Origin of the sequence: Vibrio chagasii (assembly GCF_024347355.1) — a bacterium.
GTDB lineage: Bacteria > Pseudomonadota > Gammaproteobacteria > Enterobacterales > Vibrionaceae > Vibrio > Vibrio chagasii.
The window spans coordinates 3,352,123-3,374,454 of record NZ_AP025465.1 but is presented as its reverse complement, the minus strand read 5'-3'; the positions used below and the strand labels follow the sequence as shown (position 1 = coordinate 3,374,454).

Annotated in this window: 19 protein-coding genes, 4 tRNA genes and 2 rRNA genes; 16 read left to right on the top strand and 9 right to left on the bottom strand. The window is 47.2% G+C overall.

Going from position 1 to position 22,332, the window contains the following annotated elements; all coding sequences use genetic code 11:
• The first annotated feature begins 27 nt into the window (after nucleotides 1-27).
• Together OCV52_RS15630 and trhA are read left to right on the top strand one after the other, a co-directional pair.
• Nucleotides 28-819: a sporulation protein gene (locus OCV52_RS15630; RefSeq protein WP_137407556.1), complete on the top strand. Its 792-nt coding sequence runs from the start codon at nucleotides 28-30 to the stop codon at nucleotides 817-819.
• A gap of 141 nt (nucleotides 820-960) precedes the next feature.
• Complete coding sequence (gene trhA, locus OCV52_RS15625; RefSeq protein WP_137407555.1) at nucleotides 961-1,614, top strand: PAQR family membrane homeostasis protein TrhA; 654 nt, start codon at nucleotides 961-963, stop codon at nucleotides 1,612-1,614.
• Here the strand turns inward: trhA and OCV52_RS15620 are convergent.
• From OCV52_RS15620 to def, 6 genes are all read right to left on the bottom strand, one after another.
• A complete protein-coding gene (locus OCV52_RS15620; protein WP_137407554.1) occupies nucleotides 1,611-2,186 on the bottom strand; it encodes a DUF3157 family protein in 576 nt (191 codons plus the stop codon). The two genes, trhA and OCV52_RS15620, sit on opposite strands and share 4 nt — an antisense overlap.
• 26 nt (nucleotides 2,187-2,212) lie before the next feature.
• Nucleotides 2,213-3,658, bottom strand: coding sequence for a TrkH family potassium uptake protein (locus tag OCV52_RS15615; RefSeq protein WP_137407553.1), 1,446 nt, complete (start codon nucleotides 3,656-3,658; stop codon nucleotides 2,213-2,215).
• A 47-nt stretch (nucleotides 3,659-3,705) separates the two neighbouring features.
• Nucleotides 3,706-5,082, bottom strand: coding sequence for a Trk system potassium transporter TrkA (gene trkA, locus OCV52_RS15610; RefSeq protein ID WP_004739332.1), 1,377 nt, complete (start codon nucleotides 5,080-5,082; stop codon nucleotides 3,706-3,708).
• A gap of 110 nt (nucleotides 5,083-5,192) precedes the next feature.
• Nucleotides 5,193-6,473, bottom strand: a complete 1,281-nt coding sequence (rsmB, locus tag OCV52_RS15605) for a 16S rRNA (cytosine(967)-C(5))-methyltransferase RsmB (protein ID WP_060983483.1) — start codon at nucleotides 6,471-6,473, stop codon at nucleotides 5,193-5,195.
• 89 nt (nucleotides 6,474-6,562) lie between these two features.
• Nucleotides 6,563-7,510 carry a methionyl-tRNA formyltransferase gene (fmt, locus tag OCV52_RS15600; protein ID WP_137407552.1) on the bottom strand — a complete coding sequence of 316 codons (948 nt, stop codon included), beginning with the start codon at nucleotides 7,508-7,510 and terminating at the stop codon, nucleotides 6,563-6,565.
• Between the two features lie 35 nt (nucleotides 7,511-7,545).
• Nucleotides 7,546-8,061: a peptide deformylase gene (def, locus tag OCV52_RS15595; RefSeq protein WP_004739338.1), complete on the bottom strand. Its 516-nt coding sequence runs from the start codon at nucleotides 8,059-8,061 to the stop codon at nucleotides 7,546-7,548.
• Nucleotides 8,062-8,190: 129 nt separating this feature from the next.
• Here def and OCV52_RS15590 point away from each other — a divergent pair, with 129 nt between their 5' ends.
• Genes OCV52_RS15590 through OCV52_RS15575 form a run of 4 tightly spaced genes read left to right on the top strand, consistent with a single transcriptional unit; the run spans nucleotide 8,191 to nucleotide 11,446 of the window.
• On the top strand, nucleotides 8,191-9,276 hold the full coding sequence (locus tag OCV52_RS15590) for a LysM peptidoglycan-binding domain-containing protein (RefSeq protein WP_137407551.1): 1,086 nt from the start codon (nucleotides 8,191-8,193) through the stop codon (nucleotides 9,274-9,276).
• Nucleotides 9,273-10,385, top strand: coding sequence for a DNA-processing protein DprA (gene dprA / locus OCV52_RS15585; RefSeq protein WP_137407550.1), 1,113 nt, complete (start codon nucleotides 9,273-9,275; stop codon nucleotides 10,383-10,385). The genes OCV52_RS15590 and dprA overlap by 4 nt, the downstream gene beginning before the upstream one ends.
• Nucleotides 10,386-10,387: 2 nt before the next feature.
• Nucleotides 10,388-10,864, top strand: a complete 477-nt coding sequence (locus tag OCV52_RS15580) for a DUF494 family protein (RefSeq protein WP_029235095.1) — start codon at nucleotides 10,388-10,390, stop codon at nucleotides 10,862-10,864.
• A 12-nt stretch (nucleotides 10,865-10,876) separates the two neighbouring features.
• Nucleotides 10,877-11,446: a DNA topoisomerase family protein gene (locus tag OCV52_RS15575; protein ID WP_137407549.1), complete on the top strand. Its 570-nt coding sequence runs from the start codon at nucleotides 10,877-10,879 to the stop codon at nucleotides 11,444-11,446.
• A 76-nt stretch (nucleotides 11,447-11,522) separates the two neighbouring features.
• Here OCV52_RS15575 and OCV52_RS15570 read toward each other — a convergent pair whose 3' ends face one another.
• On the bottom strand, nucleotides 11,523-12,653 hold the full coding sequence (locus tag OCV52_RS15570) for a 5-(carboxyamino)imidazole ribonucleotide synthase (protein ID WP_102425850.1): 1,131 nt from the start codon (nucleotides 12,651-12,653) through the stop codon (nucleotides 11,523-11,525).
• Nucleotides 12,654-12,658: 5 nt separating this feature from the next.
• The gene (gene purE, locus OCV52_RS15565) at nucleotides 12,659-13,144 is read right to left on the bottom strand and encodes a 5-(carboxyamino)imidazole ribonucleotide mutase (protein ID WP_137407548.1); all 486 of its coding nucleotides are present in this window, start codon (nucleotides 13,142-13,144) and stop codon (nucleotides 12,659-12,661) included.
• Nucleotides 13,145-13,339: 195 nt separating this feature from the next.
• On the opposite strand from purE, the gene OCV52_RS15560 reads away from it, so the two are divergent.
• The 4 genes from OCV52_RS15560 to OCV52_RS15545 all read left to right on the top strand — a co-directional run bounded on the left by OCV52_RS15560 (nucleotide 13,340) and on the right by OCV52_RS15545 (nucleotide 16,030).
• Complete coding sequence (locus OCV52_RS15560; RefSeq protein WP_102425851.1) at nucleotides 13,340-13,897, top strand: L-threonylcarbamoyladenylate synthase; 558 nt, start codon at nucleotides 13,340-13,342, stop codon at nucleotides 13,895-13,897.
• A 20-nt stretch (nucleotides 13,898-13,917) separates the two neighbouring features.
• A complete protein-coding gene (hemF, locus tag OCV52_RS15555; RefSeq protein WP_137407547.1) occupies nucleotides 13,918-14,835 on the top strand; it encodes an oxygen-dependent coproporphyrinogen oxidase in 918 nt (305 codons plus the stop codon).
• Between the two features lie 77 nt (nucleotides 14,836-14,912).
• Complete coding sequence (aroE, locus tag OCV52_RS15550) at nucleotides 14,913-15,743, top strand: shikimate dehydrogenase (protein WP_137407546.1); 831 nt, start codon at nucleotides 14,913-14,915, stop codon at nucleotides 15,741-15,743.
• Between the two features lie 17 nt (nucleotides 15,744-15,760).
• Nucleotides 15,761-16,030 (top strand): DUF1488 family protein, encoded by a 270-nt coding sequence (locus OCV52_RS15545; protein WP_102425854.1) that lies wholly within the window; start codon nucleotides 15,761-15,763, stop codon nucleotides 16,028-16,030.
• Here the strand turns inward: OCV52_RS15545 and OCV52_RS15540 are convergent.
• Entirely contained in the window at nucleotides 16,027-16,572 is a 546-nt protein-coding gene (locus tag OCV52_RS15540; protein WP_137407545.1) for a gamma carbonic anhydrase family protein, read from the bottom strand. The genes OCV52_RS15545 and OCV52_RS15540 overlap by 4 nt on opposite strands.
• Before the next feature lie 548 nt (nucleotides 16,573-17,120).
• Here OCV52_RS15540 and OCV52_RS15535 point away from each other — a divergent pair.
• From OCV52_RS15535 to OCV52_RS15510, 6 genes are all read left to right on the top strand, one after another.
• Nucleotides 17,121-18,675: ribosomal RNA gene (locus OCV52_RS15535) — 16S ribosomal RNA — on the top strand.
• Between the two features lie 89 nt (nucleotides 18,676-18,764).
• A tRNA-Glu gene (locus OCV52_RS15530) sits at nucleotides 18,765-18,840 on the top strand.
• Between the two features lie 2 nt (nucleotides 18,841-18,842).
• Nucleotides 18,843-18,918, top strand: a tRNA-Lys gene (locus OCV52_RS15525).
• Nucleotides 18,919-18,943: 25 nt separating this feature from the next.
• Nucleotides 18,944-19,019 (top strand) — tRNA-Ala (locus OCV52_RS15520).
• Between the two features lie 29 nt (nucleotides 19,020-19,048).
• Nucleotides 19,049-19,124: transfer RNA gene (locus OCV52_RS15515), tRNA-Val, on the top strand.
• A 307-nt stretch (nucleotides 19,125-19,431) separates the two neighbouring features.
• A 23S ribosomal RNA gene (locus OCV52_RS15510) occupies nucleotides 19,432-22,322 on the top strand.
• The 16S and 23S rRNA genes sit together here with 4 tRNA genes alongside, the layout of an rRNA operon.
• Nucleotides 22,323-22,332: the final 10 nt, after the last annotated feature.

Sequence of the window (22,332 nt, the reverse complement as noted above, 5' to 3'; positions counted from 1 at the left end):
TAAGATGATGCTTTAAAGGAGGTGCATATGTCGTTCTTAAAGAAAACGTTAGCAAGTTTTGGTATTGGGTCGGCTAAGGTCGATTCTGTATTGCAACAGGAAGTGCTGTATCCAGGGCAAAAGGCGAGCATTATTGTGCATGTGTATGGTGGCGCTCAGCCGCAGGAGATCGACAATATCGATCTTAATCTGTGCTGTCGTTACGTCAAAGAAGTCACCATGAACTCGCAAAGGCAAGAGGGCGGCCAAACACGCCGCATGCATCAGACATACTCACTAGCGAAATGGAGCCTGCCATACGCGTTTGTGATTCAGCCGGGTGAAACTCGCGACTTTGAGTGTGAGTTTGATGTTCCGTTGAACACACCGGTGACGATTGGCGATTCTAAGGTATGGCTGGAAACTGGATTAGACATTGCGATGGCGATCGATCCGTCGGATAAAGATATCTTAACGGTTCGCCCAGATGCACTCCTTGATGGCATTTTCAATGAACTGGAGGCTCAAGGGCTACGTATTCGTCAGGTTGAGTGTGAAGCGGTTGATGGCTTTGAACTGCCGTTTGTTCAAGAGTTTGAGTTTGTTCCAACTACTGGGCCATATCATGGTCGCTGGCGCGAGCTGGAGGTGGTTGCTCATCGTGATGAGAAAGAACTTAAGCTATGGTTTGAAATAGACCGTAATCGTGACGGCGCAAAAGGTATGTTGGCAAGCTTGTTGGGTATTGGTCAATTACATCGACAGCTGAGCGTGCCACTTGATACCTCCCCAGAAGAGGCGGGTAAGATAGTCATTGAGTATCTAGAAAACGCGTCTTAATATTCTTCTGAATAAATGATGTCTAAGGGATCACTGTCTTCGATCTCTCAGAGCTTTACATGTCATAAAAATTTAAGCTTACACGTGTACGCTTAATGTGTAATACTAGCGTTATCGAACATTTACTCTAGTAGGATAATCATGTCTACATCATCGGCGAGCGAATACAGTGACATCGAAGAACGCGCCAATGCGATAACCCATGGCTTAGGCGTTGTACTTGGCGTGGTTGGTCTAATCCTGCTACTGATCCGTGCGTTTGACCATCAAGCCGACACACTGACGATTGCCAGTATGGCGGTGTATGGCAGCAGTATTATTCTGCTGTTTCTTGCTTCTACGCTTTACCACTCTATCACCACCGAGAAAACCAAACGTCTGCTGAAAACTCTCGATCACTGCGCGATTTACTTACTGATCGCGGGCAGCTACACACCATTCTTACTGGTTAGCTTAAGAACGCCATTAGCCATGGGATTGATGGCGGTGATTTGGGGAATTGCGCTGGCCGGCATCATTATGAAGATAGCCTTCGTCTACCGATTTAAGCGCTTGTCATTGGTGACTTACCTAGCTATGGGCTGGTTGTCATTGATCGTGGTGTATCAACTGGCGATGAATATTGAGATGGGCGGCTTGGTGCTACTAGCACTCGGTGGCGTGATTTACTCGTTAGGTGTGATTTTCTACGTAGCAAAACGCATCCCTTACAATCATGCCATCTGGCACTTGTTTGTATTGGCGGGCTGCGCTTGCCACTTCTTCGCGATCTATCTGTATGTGACTCCGGTTTAGCGAGTCAGTACTTCAACGATTTCTGCTTTAATTTGGTACTCAGGATGTTGCTCAACCTCTAGCTTGATCGAGGTGCCTTCAGAATCCGTTTTTGGTCGAAGGTAGGTATTTGCCATACGCTTGATTGATTTCCAAACGGCGACCGTCTTCTCTTCTAAAAGCTCACCGCTGGCAGAATACAGGTCGAGCTTTACCGACACCAAGATCACAGCTTGTGTGCTTTGATTGGTAATCGCCGTTGGGATAATAAGCTCACCATCTTCATAGTGGCTAGCACCGAGTACCACATCAACCCCTGATTGTGACAGCTGTAGGCTTGGCTTCTTGCTATCTACAACAATCGTCGTACCTTGCACATTCGTTGCAATCGGAACGGCGACAACAGGTGCGGCAGCAACAGGCACCGTGCTCTTTGATGTTACTGCTTCTTTGGTTTTCTGCTGTGGTGTTACGTATTGCCACGTAAAATCATCTTTCAGCAATATCTGTTTGCCATCTTGCAGAGTCACCATCTGATCGGCTAATGCTGAACTGCTCAGCAGTGCGCTTGCGATAAGTAGGTATGATCTCATCTCTGTATCCTTAAATATTTGTGTAACTAGCGTCGCCAGAAGGCAGGGAAGAATAGAACGATAAGTGTCAGGATCTCGAGTCTTCCCATCAACATGCCGAAGCTTAGTAACCATTTAGCACCGTCTGGCAGTGGAGCAAAGTTACCTGTTGGACCAATAACACTACCCATTCCCGGACCCACGTTAGCAACTGCAGTCACGGCACCAGAGATACTGGTGATTGGGTCCAATCCCATCGCACTCAAACCGCCAGCGATCAAGATAATCGTAATAAAGAACATCAAACCAAATGCTACCAATGAGCGCACGATATCGTCGCTCACAGGACGCTGGTTGTAGCGTTGAACAAACACACCTGACGGGTGAATCAGTTTCATCATCTGTTTGTGAAGCATCGTCATTGCTATTTGGAAGCGGAAGATCTTGATACCACCCGAGGTTGAACCTGAACATGCCCCCGCCATCATCAAGAAGGCAAACAAGGTGGTTGGTAATGCGCCCCATGCTGTGAAGTCTTCTAAACCAAAGCCGGTAGTGGTGACCACGGATACGATGTTGAACATAGAGACACGCAGTGCATCCAAAACGGTGTAACCATCTCGCACCACAAGCCATGTTGAAATGACCGCACTGGTGAATAAGAACAGGTAAGTGAAGCCTTTCACCTGAGCATCTTTGTAGAGGATAGACAGTTTTCTACCGCGTAATGCGCTAACGAATAGCAGGAATGGTAAGCCACCAAGGAACATGAATACTGTGCCCACCCAGTGAGCGCTATTTGAGAAGTGGTTCATCGAGCCATCTGAAGTCGAGTAACCGCCAGTCGATAGTGTGGTAAACGAGTGGTTGATGGCATCAAACACGCTCATGCCTGCAAACAGGTAGCTCACTAGGCATAAGCCCGTTAATACCAGATAAACCGCTACGATGTTCTTGGCGACGGTTTTTGCTCGTGGGCTGCTTTTATCGGACCAATCGGAAGATTCCGTTTGGAATAGGCGCATACCACCGACGTTAAGCATCGGCAGTACTGCCACCGCCATTACGATGAAACCAATGCCACCAAGCCATTGCAATATCGAGCGCCACAGTAGGATGCTTGGTGCCATGCCGTCTAAGCCACTTAATACCGTTGAACCTGTTGTGGTAATACCGGACATAGTTTCAAAGTAGGCATCGGTAAAGCTGATGTGATTGATGAACACAAACGGCAGTGCGGCGAAGGCACTGGCTATTGTCCATACCAGAGAGGTGATCAGGAACATATCCCGCACCCCGAGTCGGAACTTAGCAGAGCGGCCCAAGCTCAAGCAGATGAACGCTACGATGTGCGTGATCACCACTGATTGACCGAATTCGAGAAAACCACCGGTACCGGTAAAGAAGGCTACTAGTGTTGGGATGTACATGAAAAGGGCCAGTTTTGATAACACTAACCCTATCACTAATAATATAGGACGAAAATTGACCATAGCTTAATGCCTGAGCGCGTTCTACGTGAAGACTTATGAAAAAAAGGCTACAAGAAGAACGGACTCGGTTGGAAAAGAGACTCAACATCAGGCACGTACTTCTTGTCTACTAGGAACATTACTACGTGGTCATCTTGCTCGATCACGGTTCTATCGTGCGCAATAAGCACCTCTTCTCCGCGAACAATCGCACCAATAGTGGTACCTGGTGGTAGTTTGATATCGCCAATCGCTCGGCCAACCACTTTCGATGTGGTTTCGTCACCGTGGGCAATCGCTTCGATAGCTTCAGCAGCACCGCGACGTAGAGAGGATACGTTAACAATATCAGCACGACGAACGTGAGTAAGTAGCGCAGAAATGGTCGCTTGTTGTGGGGAGATTGCAATGTCAATCACACCGCCTTGCACAAGGTCTACATAGGCACCGCGCTGAATCAGTACCATTACTTTCTTAGCACCCATGCGCTTAGCCAGCATTGCCGACATGATGTTGGTTTCATCTTCATTGGTTAGGGCAATGAATACATCAACCTGATCAATGTTCTCTTCGGTCAGCAGCTCTTGGTCTGCTGCATCACCACAGAATACGATGGTGTTTTCTAATTCTTCAGATAGCTTCTCTGCACGTGTATAGCTGCGCTCGATAAGCTTGATGCTGTAGCTCTGCTCAAGGCGTTTCGCTAGGCTTGCACCGATGTTACCACCACCAACGATCATAATGCGGCGGTACGGTTTCTCTAGGCGCTGTAGTTCACTCATTACTGAACGGATATGGTTACTTGCCGCTACAAAGAACACTTCATCATCGGCTTCAATGATGGTGGTGCCTTGTGGGCGAATAGGGCGACCTTGACGGAAGATAGCCGCCACACGTGTATCGATGTGCGGCATGTGCTCACGTAAAGCAGACAGGGCATTACCAACCAGTGGACCACCGTAGTAGGCTTTTACCGCCACTAGGCTGACTTTCTGTTCTGCGAAGCTCACCACTTGTAGTGCGCCTGGGTATTGAATCAAACGCTCAATGTAGCTGGTCACCAGTTCTTCTGGTGCGATCAGGTGATCGACAGGGATTGCGCCTGATTTGAACAGCGCTTCTTTCTCTTCCAGATATTCTGGAGAACGAATACGTGCAATTCGGTTTGGCGTATTAAAAAGAGAGAAGGCAACCTGACACGCGGCCATGTTGGTTTCATCCATGTTGGTTACTGCAACCAACATGTCGGCATCTTGCGCACCCGCTTCACGTAATGTGTTTGGGTGGCTGGCATAGCCGTTTACAACCCTAAGGTCATATTTATCTTGAAGTTCACGTAGTCGGTCGGCATTACGGTCGACGATCGTGATGTCATTGTTTTCACCCACTAGGTTTTCAGCAAGGGTACCGCCTACTTGTCCAGCACCTAGGATAATGATCTTCATAGCCTTTCTCTTATTTTTGCCGTTGTAATTCTAGTGTTCTCATTTTGCTTTGATAATGCACTAGAAAGAAACAGCGGCTAAGAAATAAAATTCTTAGCCGCTGTTAATTGTTATGCCTGTTTTACTAGAACTGCGTAGTAGAAGCCATCCATATCTTCTTCACCAGGCAGTATTTGACGACCCGGATTTTCGATATCAGACCCAACTAGCGTCGCGTTCTCAGTACGTTCTAGGAATGCTTTCACCTGCAGAACGTTCTCTTGTGGTGTGATAGAACATGTTGCGTAAACCATAGTGCCGCCTTCTTTCAGCTGGCGCCACATTGCATCCATAATCTCACTTTGTAGCTCCGCTAGTGCTTCAATATCTGATGCACGACGTAGCCACTTGATGTCTGGGTGACGACGGATTACGCCAGTCGCAGAACAAGGAGCATCAAGCAGGATGCGGTCAAATTTGTCGCCCATCCACCATTCTTCAGGGTAGCGAGCATCGCCACAAATGACGTCGGCACGCAATTGTAGACGTTCAAGGTTATCGTAAACACGGTCTAGGCGTTTAATATCACAGTCAATCGCAACCACTTCAGTGTCGTTGGTGTGTTCAAGAATGTGTGCGGTTTTACCGCCTGGGGCTGCACAACAGTCTAGGATTAGCTCACCATCTTTTGGTGTTAGGTAATCTACAGAAAGCTGAGCCGCTGCGTCTTGTACTGAAACCCAGCCTTTATCGAAGCCTGGCAATAAAGTCACATCACAAGGTGAAGCCAATTTTATTGCATCCGCTGCTTCTGAGTGCAGGGTGTATTCAATGTTTTCGTTTTTAAGCAGTTCAACATACTCGTCACGAGTGTGGTGTTGGCGGTTTACGCGCAGCCACATTGGTGCCTTGCTGTTGTTGGCTTCAATCAGTTGTTCCCATTGTTCTGGGTAGCTTTCTTGAAGCATTTTTAGAATCCAGCTTGGGTGGCCGTATTTGCCCGCGTTGTGGCTAACCGCTTTTTCATCCAGCTCTTCTTGGTCACGTAGGTAGCTACGTAATACTGCATTGATCAAACCACTTAGGCTTGGACCGCGCAGTGTTTTGGTACCCTCAACCGTTTCCGCAACAGCTGCATGCGAAGGGATGCGCATGAAGCTCAGTTGGTAAATGCCCACCAAAATTAGGTGGTGGAATACGCGCTTTTTACCTTTAAGCGGGTTTTCCATCAGTTCGTTAGCGATTGACTCTAGACGAGGCAGGTAACGAAGTGCGCCGTAGCAAATCTCTTGCAGTAGAGCATGGTCTCGCGGGCGGATCGTTTTTTGAGCCGCAGGGAGAGCGTGTGAAAGAGAGTGGCCTTTATCGACAACTTGAAATAGGACATTTGCAGCAGCAGCGCGAACATTCATGAGGGGTACCGAATATTTATTTGAATACATGAGGGCATCTCTGCCCTCGTAAAGGTTTTCTAAACTGCGTTATGGCAGCTTTAAAGCGGTTAAGAAAGTTGAGTTCCAACTTCAAACCAGCTTGCACGAGAGTTCAAGATATCCTGAACTGACATGGCTTTTTTACCTGGTACTTGCAGCTGTTCAAGAACAAGTACGCCTTGCCCTGTTGCCACATAGATACCCGTTTTATCCGCTTGCAGAATAGTACCTGCAGGCTTATCAGAAGTTTGCTCTGCCACACGGCTTTGCCATACCTTGATGCTGTTTTCCTCAGCTTCAAAGTGGCTCATTGGCCATGGGTTGAAAGCACGAACGCAGCGCTCAATATGAGCCGCGTCATCACTCCAGTTGATACGCGCTTCTTCTTTGCTTAGCTTCTTCGCGTAGTTAGCAAGTTCGTCGTCTTGTTTTTCAGCGACTGCTTTGCCTGAAGCGATGTCAGCTAAACACTCAACAAGCGCGTCAGGGCCAAGGCCCGCTAACTTTTCGTACATGGAAGCACTGGTATCTGTTGCTTCGATTGGTAACGTAGCGATACTTAGCATGTCACCTGTGTCTAGGCCGATATCCATCTGCATGATCGTAACGCCAGTCTCTTTATCACCCGCCCAGATAGAGCGTTGAATTGGAGCAGCACCACGCCAGCGCGGTAGGATAGAGCCGTGTACATTGATACAACCTAAGCGAGGTATATCTAGAACCACTTGTGGAAGCAATAAGCCGTAAGCAACAACTACCATGATGTCAGCATTCAAATCTGCTAATTCTTGCTTAGCTTCATCTGACTTGAAGTTTTCTGGTTGGTAAACCGGAATGTTATTTTCAAGTGCGATGTTTTTTACTGGGCTCGCAGTCAGTTTCTTACCGCGGCCTGCTGGACGATCTGGCTGTGTGTAAACAGCAATAACTTCATGCTCCGAAGACAACAACGCCGCCAAGTGACGGGCGGCGAAATCCGGAGTACCTGCGAAGACAATTCTTAAAGACTGACTCAAGGTAGGCTTCCTTCTTAATTTAGTAGTAGCTGCGATTATTTGCCTTGCTTCTCATTGAAGCGTTTGATTTTCGCTAGCTTATCTTGAATACGTTTACGCTTAAGTGGCGATAGGTAATCAACAAACAACTTGCCTTCTAGGTGGTCAAGCTCGTGTTGAACACAGATAGCCAGAAGGTCATCAGCGTCGAAGGTGAATTCGTTGCCGTCACGGTCTAGTGCTTTAACCGTTACTTCTGCTGCGCGAGGTACTAGAGCTCGAGCGCCAGGTACAGATAGACAACCTTCTTCGATACCATCTTCGCCGCGCTTCTCGATAATTTCAGGGTTGATAAGAACCATTGGTTCATCACGCGTTTCTGAAATATCAATGACTACGATACGCTGGTGGAAATCTACCTGCGTTGCCGCAAGGCCGATACCTTCTTCGTCGTACATGGTTTCAATCATGTCATCAACGAACTTTTGAATCTCTGGGGTAACTTCTTTTACCGGTTTCGCCACGGTACGTAGACGATCATCTGGTAATGTTAATACTTGTAATACAGACATATACACTCGAAATATTGAACTGTGCCGAAACAGCTTTAACCTTGTTGGCTCAATTCTAGACATTTTAGAGGTCAAATGACAGCATCCTGATGGTAATTCTCCAAATATACAGACCAAGGAAGCTAGGTCATGCGTCATGTTTACTCCACTTTATCGCTTGTTTTTTCCTCAATTTCTTTTGTCGTGGTGGCAGAAAATAGTGAGCAACCTTTAACCATTAAGCGAGGTGCGCCTGAAGCCTATGTGGTGGTTAAGGGCGACACCTTGTGGGATATCTCAGCAATGTATCTCGATAGCCCTTGGTTGTGGCCAAGGTTATGGCAGGTGAACCCAGAGATAGAAAATCCTCACCTTATTTATCCCGGAGACAAACTGTCTTTGGTTTGGATTAATGGCGAACCTGTGTTGAGCCTCAAGCCGGTTATCAAACTCAGCCCTAAGATTCGTGTCTCTGAGAAGAAAGCAGTGCCTACTGTCAATGAGGGGTTGGTTTTGCCTTATTTGCAGTCTGATCGCTTGGTTGAGCAACAAGATATTGAATCGGCGCAACGAGTGTTGGGAACAAGCGATGGAAAACGCTTCTTGTCTGGGGAAGACCGATTATTCATATCTGGAAACCAGCAGCACCCTAAGTGGGGTATTTACCGCGCCGTTGAAACTTATCAAAGGCAGCATCCTCAAGCGAGTATCACTTCTTTGCGCTTAGTTGCCACTGCACGCTTAAAAGAAGTGGATGCTGAGTTCAGTAGATTACAGATAGAGACTCAGCTGCAAGAAGTTCTGCTTAACGATCTAGTATTGCCAGATCTGGACGTCGACCAAGTGAATCTTTCTACCACCTTCTATCCAACTCCCAGTGCTGCGGGGCAGTTTGCCAATATTTTAGGTTCTCTCGAGGGTAATCAATACAGTGCGAAAAATCAGGTAGTTGTGATCAACAAGGGCTCGCATGACAATCTTCGCCAAGGCTCCATGTTTACCCTCAGTGAAAGTGGTGCGGTTGTGTTCGGCAAACAAGGTGAATACAGCTACAAAGAGTCTTCAGCGAGTAATAAAGTGCAGCTACCAAGTACCTCACTGGGCAGCCTTATGGTCATTCGACCTTATGAGTATTTTAGCCTCGCCCTGATCACTCAAAGTTCAAAGCCAGTAAGCAATGACATTCTAGCGATATCTCCTTTGGATCTAGCTGTGACGGAAGAGGGAAGCGAGTGAATGAACAGCAATTGATCGCTTGGTTAACGTTAAGCTTTATTCCGCAACTGGGTGGAAAGCGTCTTGCTCGCCTACTGAGTGTTGATTCTCCTTTAAACATTGTTGGTTACTCAGGGCAACAGCTGCAGGCATTGGGCTTATCAACTAAACAAATCGCTTATCTACGAGATCAAGCCCCAAGAGAGGTAGAGGCTTGTCTCGCTTGGCAGGCTAAACAATCCAACCATCACATCCTTACTCCGAGTTGCCTACACTATCCTAAATTGTTGAGTGAGATAGCTTCAGCACCCACAGTGCTTTTCGTCAAAGGTAATGTTGAAAAGCTGATAGAGCCTCAAATTGCTATGGTCGGCAGCCGTAATGCCAGCATCGAAGGCTTACAGACTACGAAATCATTTGCCAAAGAGTTTGTACAAAATGGCTTGATTGTCACCAGCGGTTTAGCCTTAGGTATCGATGGCTATGCTCATGATGGTGCGTTAGAAAAAGGAGGCGAAACCTTTGCTGTGCTAGGGTCTGGCTTGGATTCTATTTATCCTGCGAGACACAGAAACCTCGCGGCTAGGATATGTGAAAGTGGGGCGCTAATCTCAGAGTTTCGTCCAAGTGCCAAACCGCGACCTGAACATTTCCCGCGTCGCAATCGTATTATTAGTGGCTTATCGTTAGGAACCTTGGTGATCGAGGCTGCAGAGAAGAGTGGTTCACTAATTACCGCTCGCTACGCTTTGGAGCAAGGGCGTGAAGTATTCGCGCTTCCAGGCTCTATCCATAGCCCAACGAGTCGTGGAGGCAATAGCTTAATCAAAGCTGGTGCTTGCTTGGTACAGAGTGCTCAAGATGTCTTGGTTGAAATAAAGAGTCTGTTAGACTGGTCTATAGACCAACAGCCTAATTTATTCGAACCTGCGCCAAGCTTGGAGGAAAATGAACAATTGCCATTTCCACATCTGTTAGCTAACGTAGGATTAGAGGCGACACCCGTTGATATTTTGGCACAGAGAACCCATATACCTGTGCATGAAGTCATGATGCAGCTTTTAGAGCTTGAGCTCTCAGGGCATGTTGTTGCAGTTTCCGGTGGCTATATTCGAAAGGGGAGAGGCTAGCTATGATGATGGACATACTGATGTACTTGTTTGAAACCTACATCCATAGCGATTCTGAATTGCAGGTGGATCAAGACGAACTTGAAGATGAACTTCTTCGAGCGGGGTTTCACCAAGATGATATTTATAAGGCTCTCCATTGGTTAGAAGACCTTGCTGCACTGCAAGATACCGATAACCAAGCGGCGATTACTATGTGCTCTAATACCTCGATGCGTGTTTACACAAGTAAAGAGATATCACGTATTAATATGGAGTGTCGTGGTTTCTTGTTGTTCCTTGAGCAGATCAACGTTCTCACGACAGAGATTCGTGAAATGGTGATTGATCGTGTGATGGGGTTAGAGACCAATGAATTTGAGTTGGATGATCTGAAGTGGATTATCTTAATGGTACTGTTCAATGTACCGGGTAATGAAAGTGCTTACACGCAAATGGAAGAGCTGTTGTACACCAAAGAGCAAGGTATCTTGCATTAATACAGGCTTATCATGAGTAGTAAGATTGATAATCAGCTTTTTTCAGCACATGAACATGCACTAGAGCATGAACCGTGTCCACAGTGTGGCGGAGAGCTTCAGCTTCGCCATGGTAAGCACGGCCCGTTTTTAGGCTGTAAGCAATATCCAAGTTGCGACTACATCAAGCCTTTGCACCAAAACGATGGTCATGTAGTGAAAGAGCTGGGTGTACCGTGCCCTAAATGCCAAAACGAGCTGGTGTTGAGGCAAGGTCGCTATGGCATGTTTATTGGTTGTAGCAGTTACCCTGCGTGTAATCACATCGAATCTTTAGACCAGCCCAAAGAACAACCTGAAGAGCAGCCGTTGGTCGGCTGTCCTGAATGTGGCAAAGGCCATTTGGTCGAGCGTAAATCTCGCTACGGCAAAACTTTCTACGCGTGTGATAACTACCCTAAGTGTAAGTTTGCAGTAAACCAGCCGCCTATTATCGGTCGTTGTGAAGCGTGTCAGTTCCCGCTGTTACTTGAGAAGAAAACAGCTCAAGGGATGAAAAAGCAATGTGCGGACCGCAAGTGTCATCACATTCAATCTGAATAGCTTTAAGTTATAGAAATAAAAACGGCGCTCACTGAGCGCCGTTTTTTGTATCTAAACCAACCAAAGCCATGTTGGCTTATTTCATTTGCTCAGCAAATTCATGAATAGCTGGATAAGCTTTTTTGTCGAGGATATCTGCCAGAGAACATAATGTTCTTTGCAGTTCGGCGTTGTAGTCTGCGCTCACGTTAATGTGACCCATCTTACGGCCTGCTCGTTTCTCTTTACCATACCAATGAACATGACAACCGCCTTGAGCCAAAATAGCGTCAGGTAGAGTATCTTCACCAAGGATGTTGATCATTGCGGTTGGACGAATCAGCTTGGTGCTACCTAGTGGCATTCCACAGACCGCACGAAGGTGATTCTCAAACTGACAAGTCTCAGCACCTTGTTGTGTCCAGTGGCCAGAGTTATGAACTCGTGGTGCAATCTCGTTAACCAACAGTGAACCTTGAACGTCAAAGAACTCAAGTGCTAGCACGCCAACATAATCTAAGCGCTCAGCAACCGCGGTAAACATGGCTTTCGCTTGTTCTTGCAGCTCAATATCATCAATTGCGGTCGATAGGCTTAATACGCCATCGGTGTGAACGTTTTCTGCCAATGGGTAAACTTGAACCTCTCCATTGGTTCCACGAGCGCCAACCAGTGATACTTCACGGTCGAACGGAACAAACTCTTCTGCCACAATTGCTTGATTGTCGGTTGCAGCAATGCACTCGGCCATTTCTGTCCAAGTTGCTTCAACGTTGTCTAAGGTCTTTAAACGCCATTGGCCTTTGCCATCGTAGCCACCAAGTGTGCTCTTCAACACCATAGGTAGGCCAACATGAGCAATTGCTGCGTCAAAGTCTTCACGAGCATTAATCACATAGTACTTGGCGTTTTTTACGTTCGCTTCGTCTAACAGCGCTTTTTCAAGGCGACGGTCACCGCCAGCTTTGATTGCTTGTGTGGTCGGTAAGAACTTACCGCTGCGCTCACATATTTCAAGCACATCATGAGGGATGTGTTCGAATTCAGCAGTAATGACGTCCGCGCACTCAATCGCATTTTCTAAGCCGTTGCCTAGAATCGCTTGCGTTAATGGATGAACAATACTTTTGCTGCCAACATCAAAAGCAGAAATTTCAATATTCAGCGGTGCCCCAGCTAGGGACATCATGCGAGCAAGTTGGCCCGCGCCTAACACAAGAACATGCATGGGAATTAGTCCTCTGCAGGGTTTGGATTAGCAAGCACCGTTTCTGTTTGCTCAGAGCGGAACGCTTCTACTTTCGCCATTACTTCTTCATTGTGTGTACCAATGATTTGAGCAGCTAGGATGCCAGCGTTCGCTGCTCCCGCTTCACCGATAGCTAGAGTACCCACTGCGATGCCTTTTGGCATTTGCACGATAGAAAGCAGAGAGTCCATACCTTTCAGGGCTTTAGACTGAACCGGAACACCAAGTACAGGTACGCTTGTGAAAGCAGCCGCCATGCCTGGTAGGTGTGCAGCACCGCCAGCACCAGCAATAATGACTTTAATACCGCGCTCTTTTGCACTGGTTGCGTAGTCTGCAAGCAACTGAGGTGTGCGGTGAGCTGAAACCACTTTTGTTTCGTACGCTACGCCAAACTGATCCAACATGTCCGCAGCTAGCTTTATTGTTGGCCAATCAGATTTAGAACCCATGATAATACCGACAGTCATCTCAAACTCCTTCAGGTACGATTTAATTAGTGATTAGATATTTTGCGCGCATTATACGGGTAAAATTGCTTTAGGAAAACGTTTGCGTCAGTCTAAATTGCCAATTGATACATTTTATAAACAAATAGCTTTAGTAACAGTGAGTGATAATTTGTACACTTAGCGAGTTCGATAACTGACTTAATGAGGCAACCCGTGGATAACTTTCAACATACATTGCAGGCATTACAACAGGGCGAAGTCATTGCTTACCCGACCGAAGGCGTTTTTGGGGTTGGTTGTGATCCTGATAATCCACATGCCATCAAGAAATTACTCGAGTTAAAACAGCGTCCAGTTGAAAAGGGCTTGATCTTGATTGCGGCAAGTTACGAGCAGCTGCTGCCTTATATTGATGAAAGCCAACTGACCGATGAGCAACTAGCGACGGTTAAAGCAACATGGCCGGGGCCGGTCACTTGGATCATGCCAACCAGTGCTAAAGTGACTGATTGGGTGAGTGGTCAGTTTGATTCAATCGCTGTGCGAGTGACGGATCACCCTTTGGTTCAAAGAATGTGTAATGAATTCGGTAAGCCGTTAACCTCTACCAGTGCTAACCTGACGGGCGAACCACCTTGTATGACGACTGAAGAAGTACATCAGCAACTTGGCCAACACTTGGTTGCGATTCTTGAAGGGAAAACGGGTGGTCGTGACAAGCCAAGCGAAATCAGAGATGCAAAAACGTCGAAAATATTAAGACAGGGTTAAACTCTGCAAAGGAAAGTAAAATGTCAGCAATTGATAAAGAAGCAGTAAAGCAGTTTTTACTGAGCCTACAAGATTCGATTTGCCAACAGCTTGAACAGGCTGATGGTAGTGCACTATTTAAAGAAGACGCATGGGAACGCGAACCTGGCGATCGCCTTGGTGGCGGTGGTCGTACTCGTGTTATGACTGACGGTGTGGTCTTTGAACAAGGTGGTGTAAACTTTTCTCACGTTGCAGGTAAGGCAATGCCCGCTTCAGCAACGGCTCATCGCCCTGAATTAGCCGGGCGTAAGTTTGAGGCAATGGGCGTATCGTTAGTTATCCACCCTAAAAACCCTTATATCCCAACCTCTCATGCTAACGTTCGATTCTTTATTGCCGAAAAAGAAGGCGAAGACCCTATCTGGTGGTTCGGTGGTGGGTTCGATCTAACGCCATTCTATCCTTTCGATGAAGATTGCCAGTCTTGGCATCAAACAGCTAAAGATCTGTGTGCGCCATTTGGCGATAACGTGTATCAAGAACACAAAGAGTGGTGCGATAAGTACTTCTATCTACCTCACCGTGATGAAACGCGTGGTGTTGGTGGTCTGTTCTTTGATGACTTAAATGAGTGGGGCTTTGAAAAGAGCTTTGCTTACATGCGAGCTGTTGGTGAAGGCTATGCTGCGGCATACCTACCGATTGTTGAGCGTCGCAAAGAGACACCTTATGGTGAACGTGAGCGTGACTTCCAACTTTACCGCCGTGGTCGCTACGTTGAATTCAACCTAGTCTATGACCGTGGTACCTTGTTTGGCCTACAAAGTGGCGGGCGAACAGAGTCTATATTGATGTCTATGCCGCCATTGGCTCGCTGGGAATACCGTTACGAACCTCAAGCAGGGTCACCAGAAGCGTTGCTTTATAGTGACTACCTAAAACCTCGATCTTGGTAGTTCTTCCTTCCTTATAGGGATAGTGATAGGGTCATCTATATAGATGACCCTTTTTATTATTTCTGTTAGGTAAGGATATGACACAGCAAGTAGATCGTTATGCCGTTTTCGGTAACCCTATTGGGCAAAGCAAATCGCCATTCATCCACACGTTATTTGCTCGCCAAACTAACCAGCAGCTTACCTATACAGCACTGCAGCCAGAACATGGCCAGTTCATTACCTCAGCTAAAGCCTTTTTTAGTGAAGGTGGAAGAGGGTGTAACGTCACAGCACCATTTAAAGAAGATGCTTATCAGTTTGCTAATCGATTGACTGAAAGAGCTCAACTAGCTGGTGCCGTTAATACATTGAAGAAGCTAGATGACGGAGAAATCATTGGTGATAACACTGATGGTGAGGGGCTTGTTCAAGATTTACTTCAACACCAAGTAGTATTAGAGGGAGCTCGAGTTCTCTTACTGGGTGCTGGTGGCGCAGCAAGAGGAGTGATTCAACCTTTGCTTGATCAAAAGCCACAGCAATTAGTGGTGGCTAACCGCACCAGTTCAAAGGCTGAATTGTTAGCTGAAATGTTTGCTTCGCATGGAAACATAAAAGGGACGGGGCTAAGTGATGTGAACGAAGGCTTTGATGTCATTATTAACTCCACGTCATCAGGTCTAAGTGGTCAACTACCAGAAGTTTCTCCAGCTATCTTCAACGATAATAGTGTCGTCTACGATATGGTTTATGGTTCGGGCAATACGGTATTCAACCAATGGGCATTAGATAATGGTGTTCATGCTGCTTATGACGGCTTGGGGATGTTAGTAGGGCAAGCGGCTGAGAGTTTCATGTTGTGGCGTGGTCTTCGCCCGGGCACAAAACAGATTTTAAGAGAATTACGTAAGAACCTAGAGATATAACAAGGTATTCAGAAAAAATGAATCAATCAATCCTATTCCCAGATATCCAAGATTGGGATGAAGAGTGTCAATCTATTATCTTCCCAGCTCAGCAGTCAGGCGCACTGATTGAGTGTGAAGTGTCGATTGAAGAGTTGTCACGATTATCAGACAAAGAAATCGAAGGCGGCGAACAAGCTTTGGCTATCTTTGCAGAGCTTCGTTTTGATATTGAAGAGTTAGCGGAAGAGTTAATAGAAGAAGAGGAGTATGACTCCTCTAATCGAATTCAGATTAAAGCGCTTTAAACGGGAAGCACAGAGTCTAGATAGTCGTTTTTATTCTGAACATAGTTGTCAGCCGACTTTTGTAAGAAAGCACGTTCCTTATCATGCAGTGGGCGTGCTTGTTTAACTGGGCTTCCTACATATAGATAGCCACTTTCAAGCACCTTGTTAGGTGGAACCAAACTTCCTGCACCAATCATCACGTCTTGTTCGACGACCACACCATCTAATACGATAGCGCCCATACCCACGAGCACACGATCTTTAATCGTGCAACCATGTAGCATCACTTTATGGCCGATAGTGACATCATTGCCGATTAATAGAGGATAACCTTCAGGGTTCTCAGCATTCTTATGGGTAACATGGAGAACACTACCGTCCTGGATATTAGTTCTATCGCCAATATGGATATGATTCACATCTCCTCGAGCGGCGACTAAAGGCCATACACTAGAGTCATCACCAATTTTGATATCACCAACAAGTACTGAGCTTGTATCTATATAGACACCTTGTCCGATCTGAGGTGATATACCTTTGTAACTACGTATTGAACTCATAAATCCTCCTTTATATAGGCACCATAAGCCTTTAATTATGGAGAATACTAGTGAAAATGGCGTGTTTTGAACAAAAAATACTCGAACAATCAAAAAAGTAAGAAAAACTTAAAAAAGGGCTTGCCAGTGTGATCGAAATCTCTATAATGCCACCTCGCTGACACGGGATGGCTTCTTAGGAAACCAAAACGAATCAGTAAGCCAAATTAGCCAAGCTAAGCGCTTGAAAAAAGTTTTGAAAATAGTGGTTGACACTAAAACTTAAATCGCTAAAATGGCCGTCCGATTTGAGCGAAGCTCAAAAAGGAAAAGCTCTTTAACAATTTAAACCTATCAATCTGTGTGGGCACTCGTTGATGAATATCAAAAAATGAAACTTCGGTTTCAACTTGATTTCAATGAACTGAGTGACCAATCGATAATTTATTATCGGCACAGTCAATTCATTATCATTCTGTTGGAATGGTAATAGCTTTAGAATTACTTTTTGTAGTTTTGAAGTCAGTATTCGTTGAGTCACACCTATTAATTTAGGTAATCAAAACTTTAAATTGAAGAGTTTGATCATGGCTCAGATTGAACGCTGGCGGCAGGCCTAACACATGCAAGTCGAGCGGAAACGAGTTATCTGAACCTTCGGGGAACGATAACGGCGTCGAGCGGCGGACGGGTGAGTAATGCCTAGGAAATTGCCTTGATGTGGGGGATAACCATTGGAAACGATGGCTAATACCGCATAATGCCTACGGGCCAAAGAGGGGGACCTTCGGGCCTCTCGCGTCAAGATATGCCTAGGTGGGATTAGCTAGTTGGTGAGGTAATGGCTCACCAAGGCGACGATCCCTAGCTGGTCTGAGAGGATGATCAGCCACACTGGAACTGAGACACGGTCCAGACTCCTACGGGAGGCAGCAGTGGGGAATATTGCACAATGGGCGAAAGCCTGATGCAGCCATGCCGCGTGTATGAAGAAGGCCTTCGGGTTGTAAAGTACTTTCAGTTGTGAGGAAGGGGGTGTCGTTAATAGCGGCATTTCTTGACGTTAGCAACAGAAGAAGCACCGGCTAACTCCGTGCCAGCAGCCGCGGTAATACGGAGGGTGCGAGCGTTAATCGGAATTACTGGGCGTAAAGCGCATGCAGGTGGTTCATTAAGTCAGATGTGAAAGCCCGGGGCTCAACCTCGGAACTGCATTTGAAACTGGTGAACTAGAGTACTGTAGAGGGGGGTAGAATTTCAGGTGTAGCGGTGAAATGCGTAGAGATCTGAAGGAATACCAGTGGCGAAGGCGGCCCCCTGGACAGATACTGACACTCAGATGCGAAAGCGTGGGGAGCAAACAGGATTAGATACCCTGGTAGTCCACGCCGTAAACGATGTCTACTTGGAGGTTGTGGCCTTGAGCCGTGGCTTTCGGAGCTAACGCGTTAAGTAGACCGCCTGGGGAGTACGGTCGCAAGATTAAAACTCAAATGAATTGACGGGGGCCCGCACAAGCGGTGGAGCATGTGGTTTAATTCGATGCAACGCGAAGAACCTTACCTACTCTTGACATCCAGAGAAGCCAGCGGAGACGCAGGTGTGCCTTCGGGAGCTCTGAGACAGGTGCTGCATGGCTGTCGTCAGCTCGTGTTGTGAAATGTTGGGTTAAGTCCCGCAACGAGCGCAACCCTTATCCTTGTTTGCCAGCGAGTAATGTCGGGAACTCCAGGGAGACTGCCGGTGATAAACCGGAGGAAGGTGGGGACGACGTCAAGTCATCATGGCCCTTACGAGTAGGGCTACACACGTGCTACAATGGCGCATACAGAGGGCAGCGAACTTGCGAGAGTGAGCGAATCCCAAAAAGTGCGTCGTAGTCCGGATTGGAGTCTGCAACTCGACTCCATGAAGTCGGAATCGCTAGTAATCGTAGATCAGAATGCTACGGTGAATACGTTCCCGGGCCTTGTACACACCGCCCGTCACACCATGGGAGTGGGCTGCAAAAGAAGTGGGTAGTTTAACCTTTCGGGGAGGACGCTCACCACTTTGTGGTTCATGACTGGGGTGAAGTCGTAACAAGGTAGCCCTAGGGGAACCTGGGGCTGGATCACCTCCTTATACGAAGATATTCACGATAAGTGTCCACACAGATTGATTAGGTTTAGAAAGTAAAAGAGACGAAGAACTCCCAAGTTCTTCAATCCAGTGTCCCGTTCGTCTAGAGGCCTAGGACACCGCCCTTTCACGGCGGTAACAGGGGTTCGACTCCCCTACGGGATACCATTGGGTCGTTAGCTCAGTTGGTAGAGCAGTTGACTTTTAATCAATTGGTCGCAGGTTCGAATCCTGCACGACCCACCATTTCCTCCCAAGGAAATAAAAATATGGGGCTATAGCTCAGCTGGGAGAGCGCCTGCCTTGCACGCAGGAGGTCTGCGGTTCGATCCCGCATAGCTCCACCATTCCTTCCATGAGGAATTAAAACTTTTATGGGCGATTAGCTCAGTTGGGAGAGCACCTGCCTTACAAGCAGGGGGTCACTGGTTCGAGCCCGGTATCGCCCACCATCTTTAAGCATTCTCGAAAGAGAGTATTTAAAAATGGGTTAAAAGTTTAACACTTTGAAACTCTTGCTCTTTAACAATTTGGAAAGCTGACTGATTTAAATAACGTAGTTATTTAAATCAAATTAAAAGTTCTCAATGTTTATCTTTTGGATAAACACAACACAAACACATTCAAGTGTCTTGTATTCGATTCAAACTTGTTTGAATCACAATTGAGTCCGGCAAACACGTAATAAGAACTAACCCTTCTTATTACAACCAAAAACCTTGGTTGTTTACCATACATAAAGACCCTTTCGGGTTGTATGGTTAAGTGACTAAGCGTACACGGTGGATGCCTTGGCAGTCAGAGGCGATGAAGGACGTATTAACTTGCGATAAGCCCAGATTAGACAGTAAAAGTCATTTGAGTCTGGGATTTCCGAATGGGGAAACCCACTTACATAAGTAAGTATCTTGTTGTGAATACATAGCAGCAAGAGGCAAACCGGGGGAACTGAAACATCTAAGTACCCCGAGGAAGAGAAATCAACCGAGATTCCGAAAGTAGCGGCGAGCGAAATTGGATTAGCCCTTAAGCTTTTAATGAGACAGACGAAGGCTCTGGAAAGTGCCGCAATAAAGGGTGATAGCCCCGTAGTCGACATCTCATCATCAGTGAAAACGAGTAGGGCGGGACACGTGATATCCTGTCTGAATATGGGGGGACCATCCTCCAAGGCTAAATACTACTGACTGACCGATAGTGAACCAGTACCGTGAGGGAAAGGCGAAAAGAACCCCTGTGAGGGGAGTGAAATAGAACCTGAAACCGTGTACGTACAAGCAGTAGGAGCACCTTCGTGGTGTGACTGCGTACCTTTTGTATAATGGGTCAGCGACTTAATTTTAGTAGCAAGGTTAACCGTTTAGGGGAGCCGTAGGGAAACCGAGTCTTAACTGGGCGTACAGTTGCTAGGATTAGACCCGAAACCAGGTGATCTAGCCATGGGCAGGTTGAAGGTTGAGTAACATCAACTGGAGGACCGAACCGACTAATGTTGAAAAATTAGCGGATGACTTGTGGCTAGGGGTGAAAGGCCAATCAAACCTGGAGATAGCTGGTTCTCCCCGAAAGCTATTTAGGTAGCGCCTCGGACGAATACTACTGGGGGTAGAGCACTGTTAAGGCTAGGGGGTCATCCCGACTTACCAACCCTTTGCAAACTCCGAATACCAGTAAGTACTATCCGGGAGACACACGGCGGGTGCTAACGTCCGTCGTGGAGAGGGAAACAACCCAGACCGCCAGCTAAGGTCCCAAAGTATAGCTAAGTGGGAAACGATGTGGGAAGGCTCAGACAGCCAGGATGTTGGCTTAGAAGCAGCCATCATTTAAAGAAAGCGTAATAGCTCACTGGTCGAGTCGGCCTGCGCGGAAGATGTAACGGGGCTAAGCTATACACCGAAGCTGCGGCTACGCACTTATGTGCGTGGGGTAGGGGAGCGTTCTGTAAGCCGTTGAAGGTGGTCTGTAAGGGCTGCTGGAGGTATCAGAAGTGCGAATGCTGACATGAGTAACGATAAAGGGAGTGAAAAACTCCCTCGCCGGAAGACCAAGGGTTCCTGTCCAACGTTAATCGGGGCAGGGTAAGTCGACCCCTAAGGCGAGGCCGAAAGGCGTAGTCGATGGGAAACGGGTTAATATTCCCGTACTTCTTACAATTGCGATGGGGGGACGGAGAAGGCTAGGTGGGCCTGGCGACGGTTGTCCAGGTTCAAGTACGTAGGCGGAAGAATTAGGTAAATCCGGTTCTTCTTAACGCTGAGATACGATGTCGAGCTACTACGGTAGTGAAGTCATTGATGCCATGCTTCCAGGAAAAGCCTCTAAGCTTCAGATTGTAAGGAATCGTACCCCAAACCGACACAGGTGGTCGGGTAGAGAATACCAAGGCGCTTGAGAGAACTCGGGTGAAGGAACTAGGCAAAATGGTACCGTAACTTCGGGAGAAGGTACGCTCTTATCAGTGAAGTCCCTTGCGGATGGAGCAGACGAGAGTCGCAGATACCAGGTGGCTGCAACTGTTTATTAAAAACACAGCACTGTGCAAAATCGTAAGATGACGTATACGGTGTGACGCCTGCCCGGTGCCGGAAGGTTAATTGATGGGGTTAGACTTCGGTCGAAGCTCTTGATCGAAGCCCCGGTAAACGGCGGCCGTAACTATAACGGTCCTAAGGTAGCGAAATTCCTTGTCGGGTAAGTTCCGACCTGCACGAATGGCGTAATGATGGCCACGCTGTCTCCACCCGAGACTCAGTGAAATTGAAATCGCTGTGAAGATGCAGTGTACCCGCGGCTAGACGGAAAGACCCCGTGAACCTTTACTACAGCTTGGCACTGAACATTGAACCTACATGTGTAGGATAGGTGGGAGACTTTGAAACCGCGTCGCTAGATGTGGTGGAGTCGTCCTTGAAATACCACCCTTGTAGTTTTGATGTTCTAACGTTGGTCCCTGAATCGGGATTACGGACAGTGCCTGGTGGGTAGTTTGACTGGGGCGGTCTCCTCCCAAAGAGTAACGGAGGAGCACGAAGGTGGGCTAAACACGGTTGGACATCGTGTGGTTAGTGCAATGGCATAAGCCCGCTTGACTGCGAGAATGACAATTCGAGCAGGTGCGAAAGCAGGTCATAGTGATCCGGTGGTTCTGAATGGAAGGGCCATCGCTCAACGGATAAAAGGTACTCCGGGGATAACAGGCTGATACCGCCCAAGAGTTCATATCGACGGCGGTGTTTGGCACCTCGATGTCGGCTCATCACATCCTGGGGCTGAAGTCGGTCCCAAGGGTATGGCTGTTCGCCATTTAAAGTGGTACGCGAGCTGGGTTTAGAACGTCGTGAGACAGTTCGGTCCCTATCTGCCGTGGGCGTTGGAAAATTGAAGGGGGCTGCTCCTAGTACGAGAGGACCGGAGTGGACGAACCTCTGGTGTTCGGGTTGTCATGCCAATGGCATTGCCCGGTAGCTAAGTTCGGAATCGATAACCGCTGAAAGCATCTAAGCGGGAAGCGAGCCCTGAGATGAGTTTTCCCTGACACTTTAAGTGTCCTAAAGGGTTGTTCAAGACTAGAACGTTGATAGGCAGGGTGTGTAAGTGCTGCGAGGCATTGAGCTAACCTGTACTAATTGCCCGTGAGGCTTAACCATACAACACCCA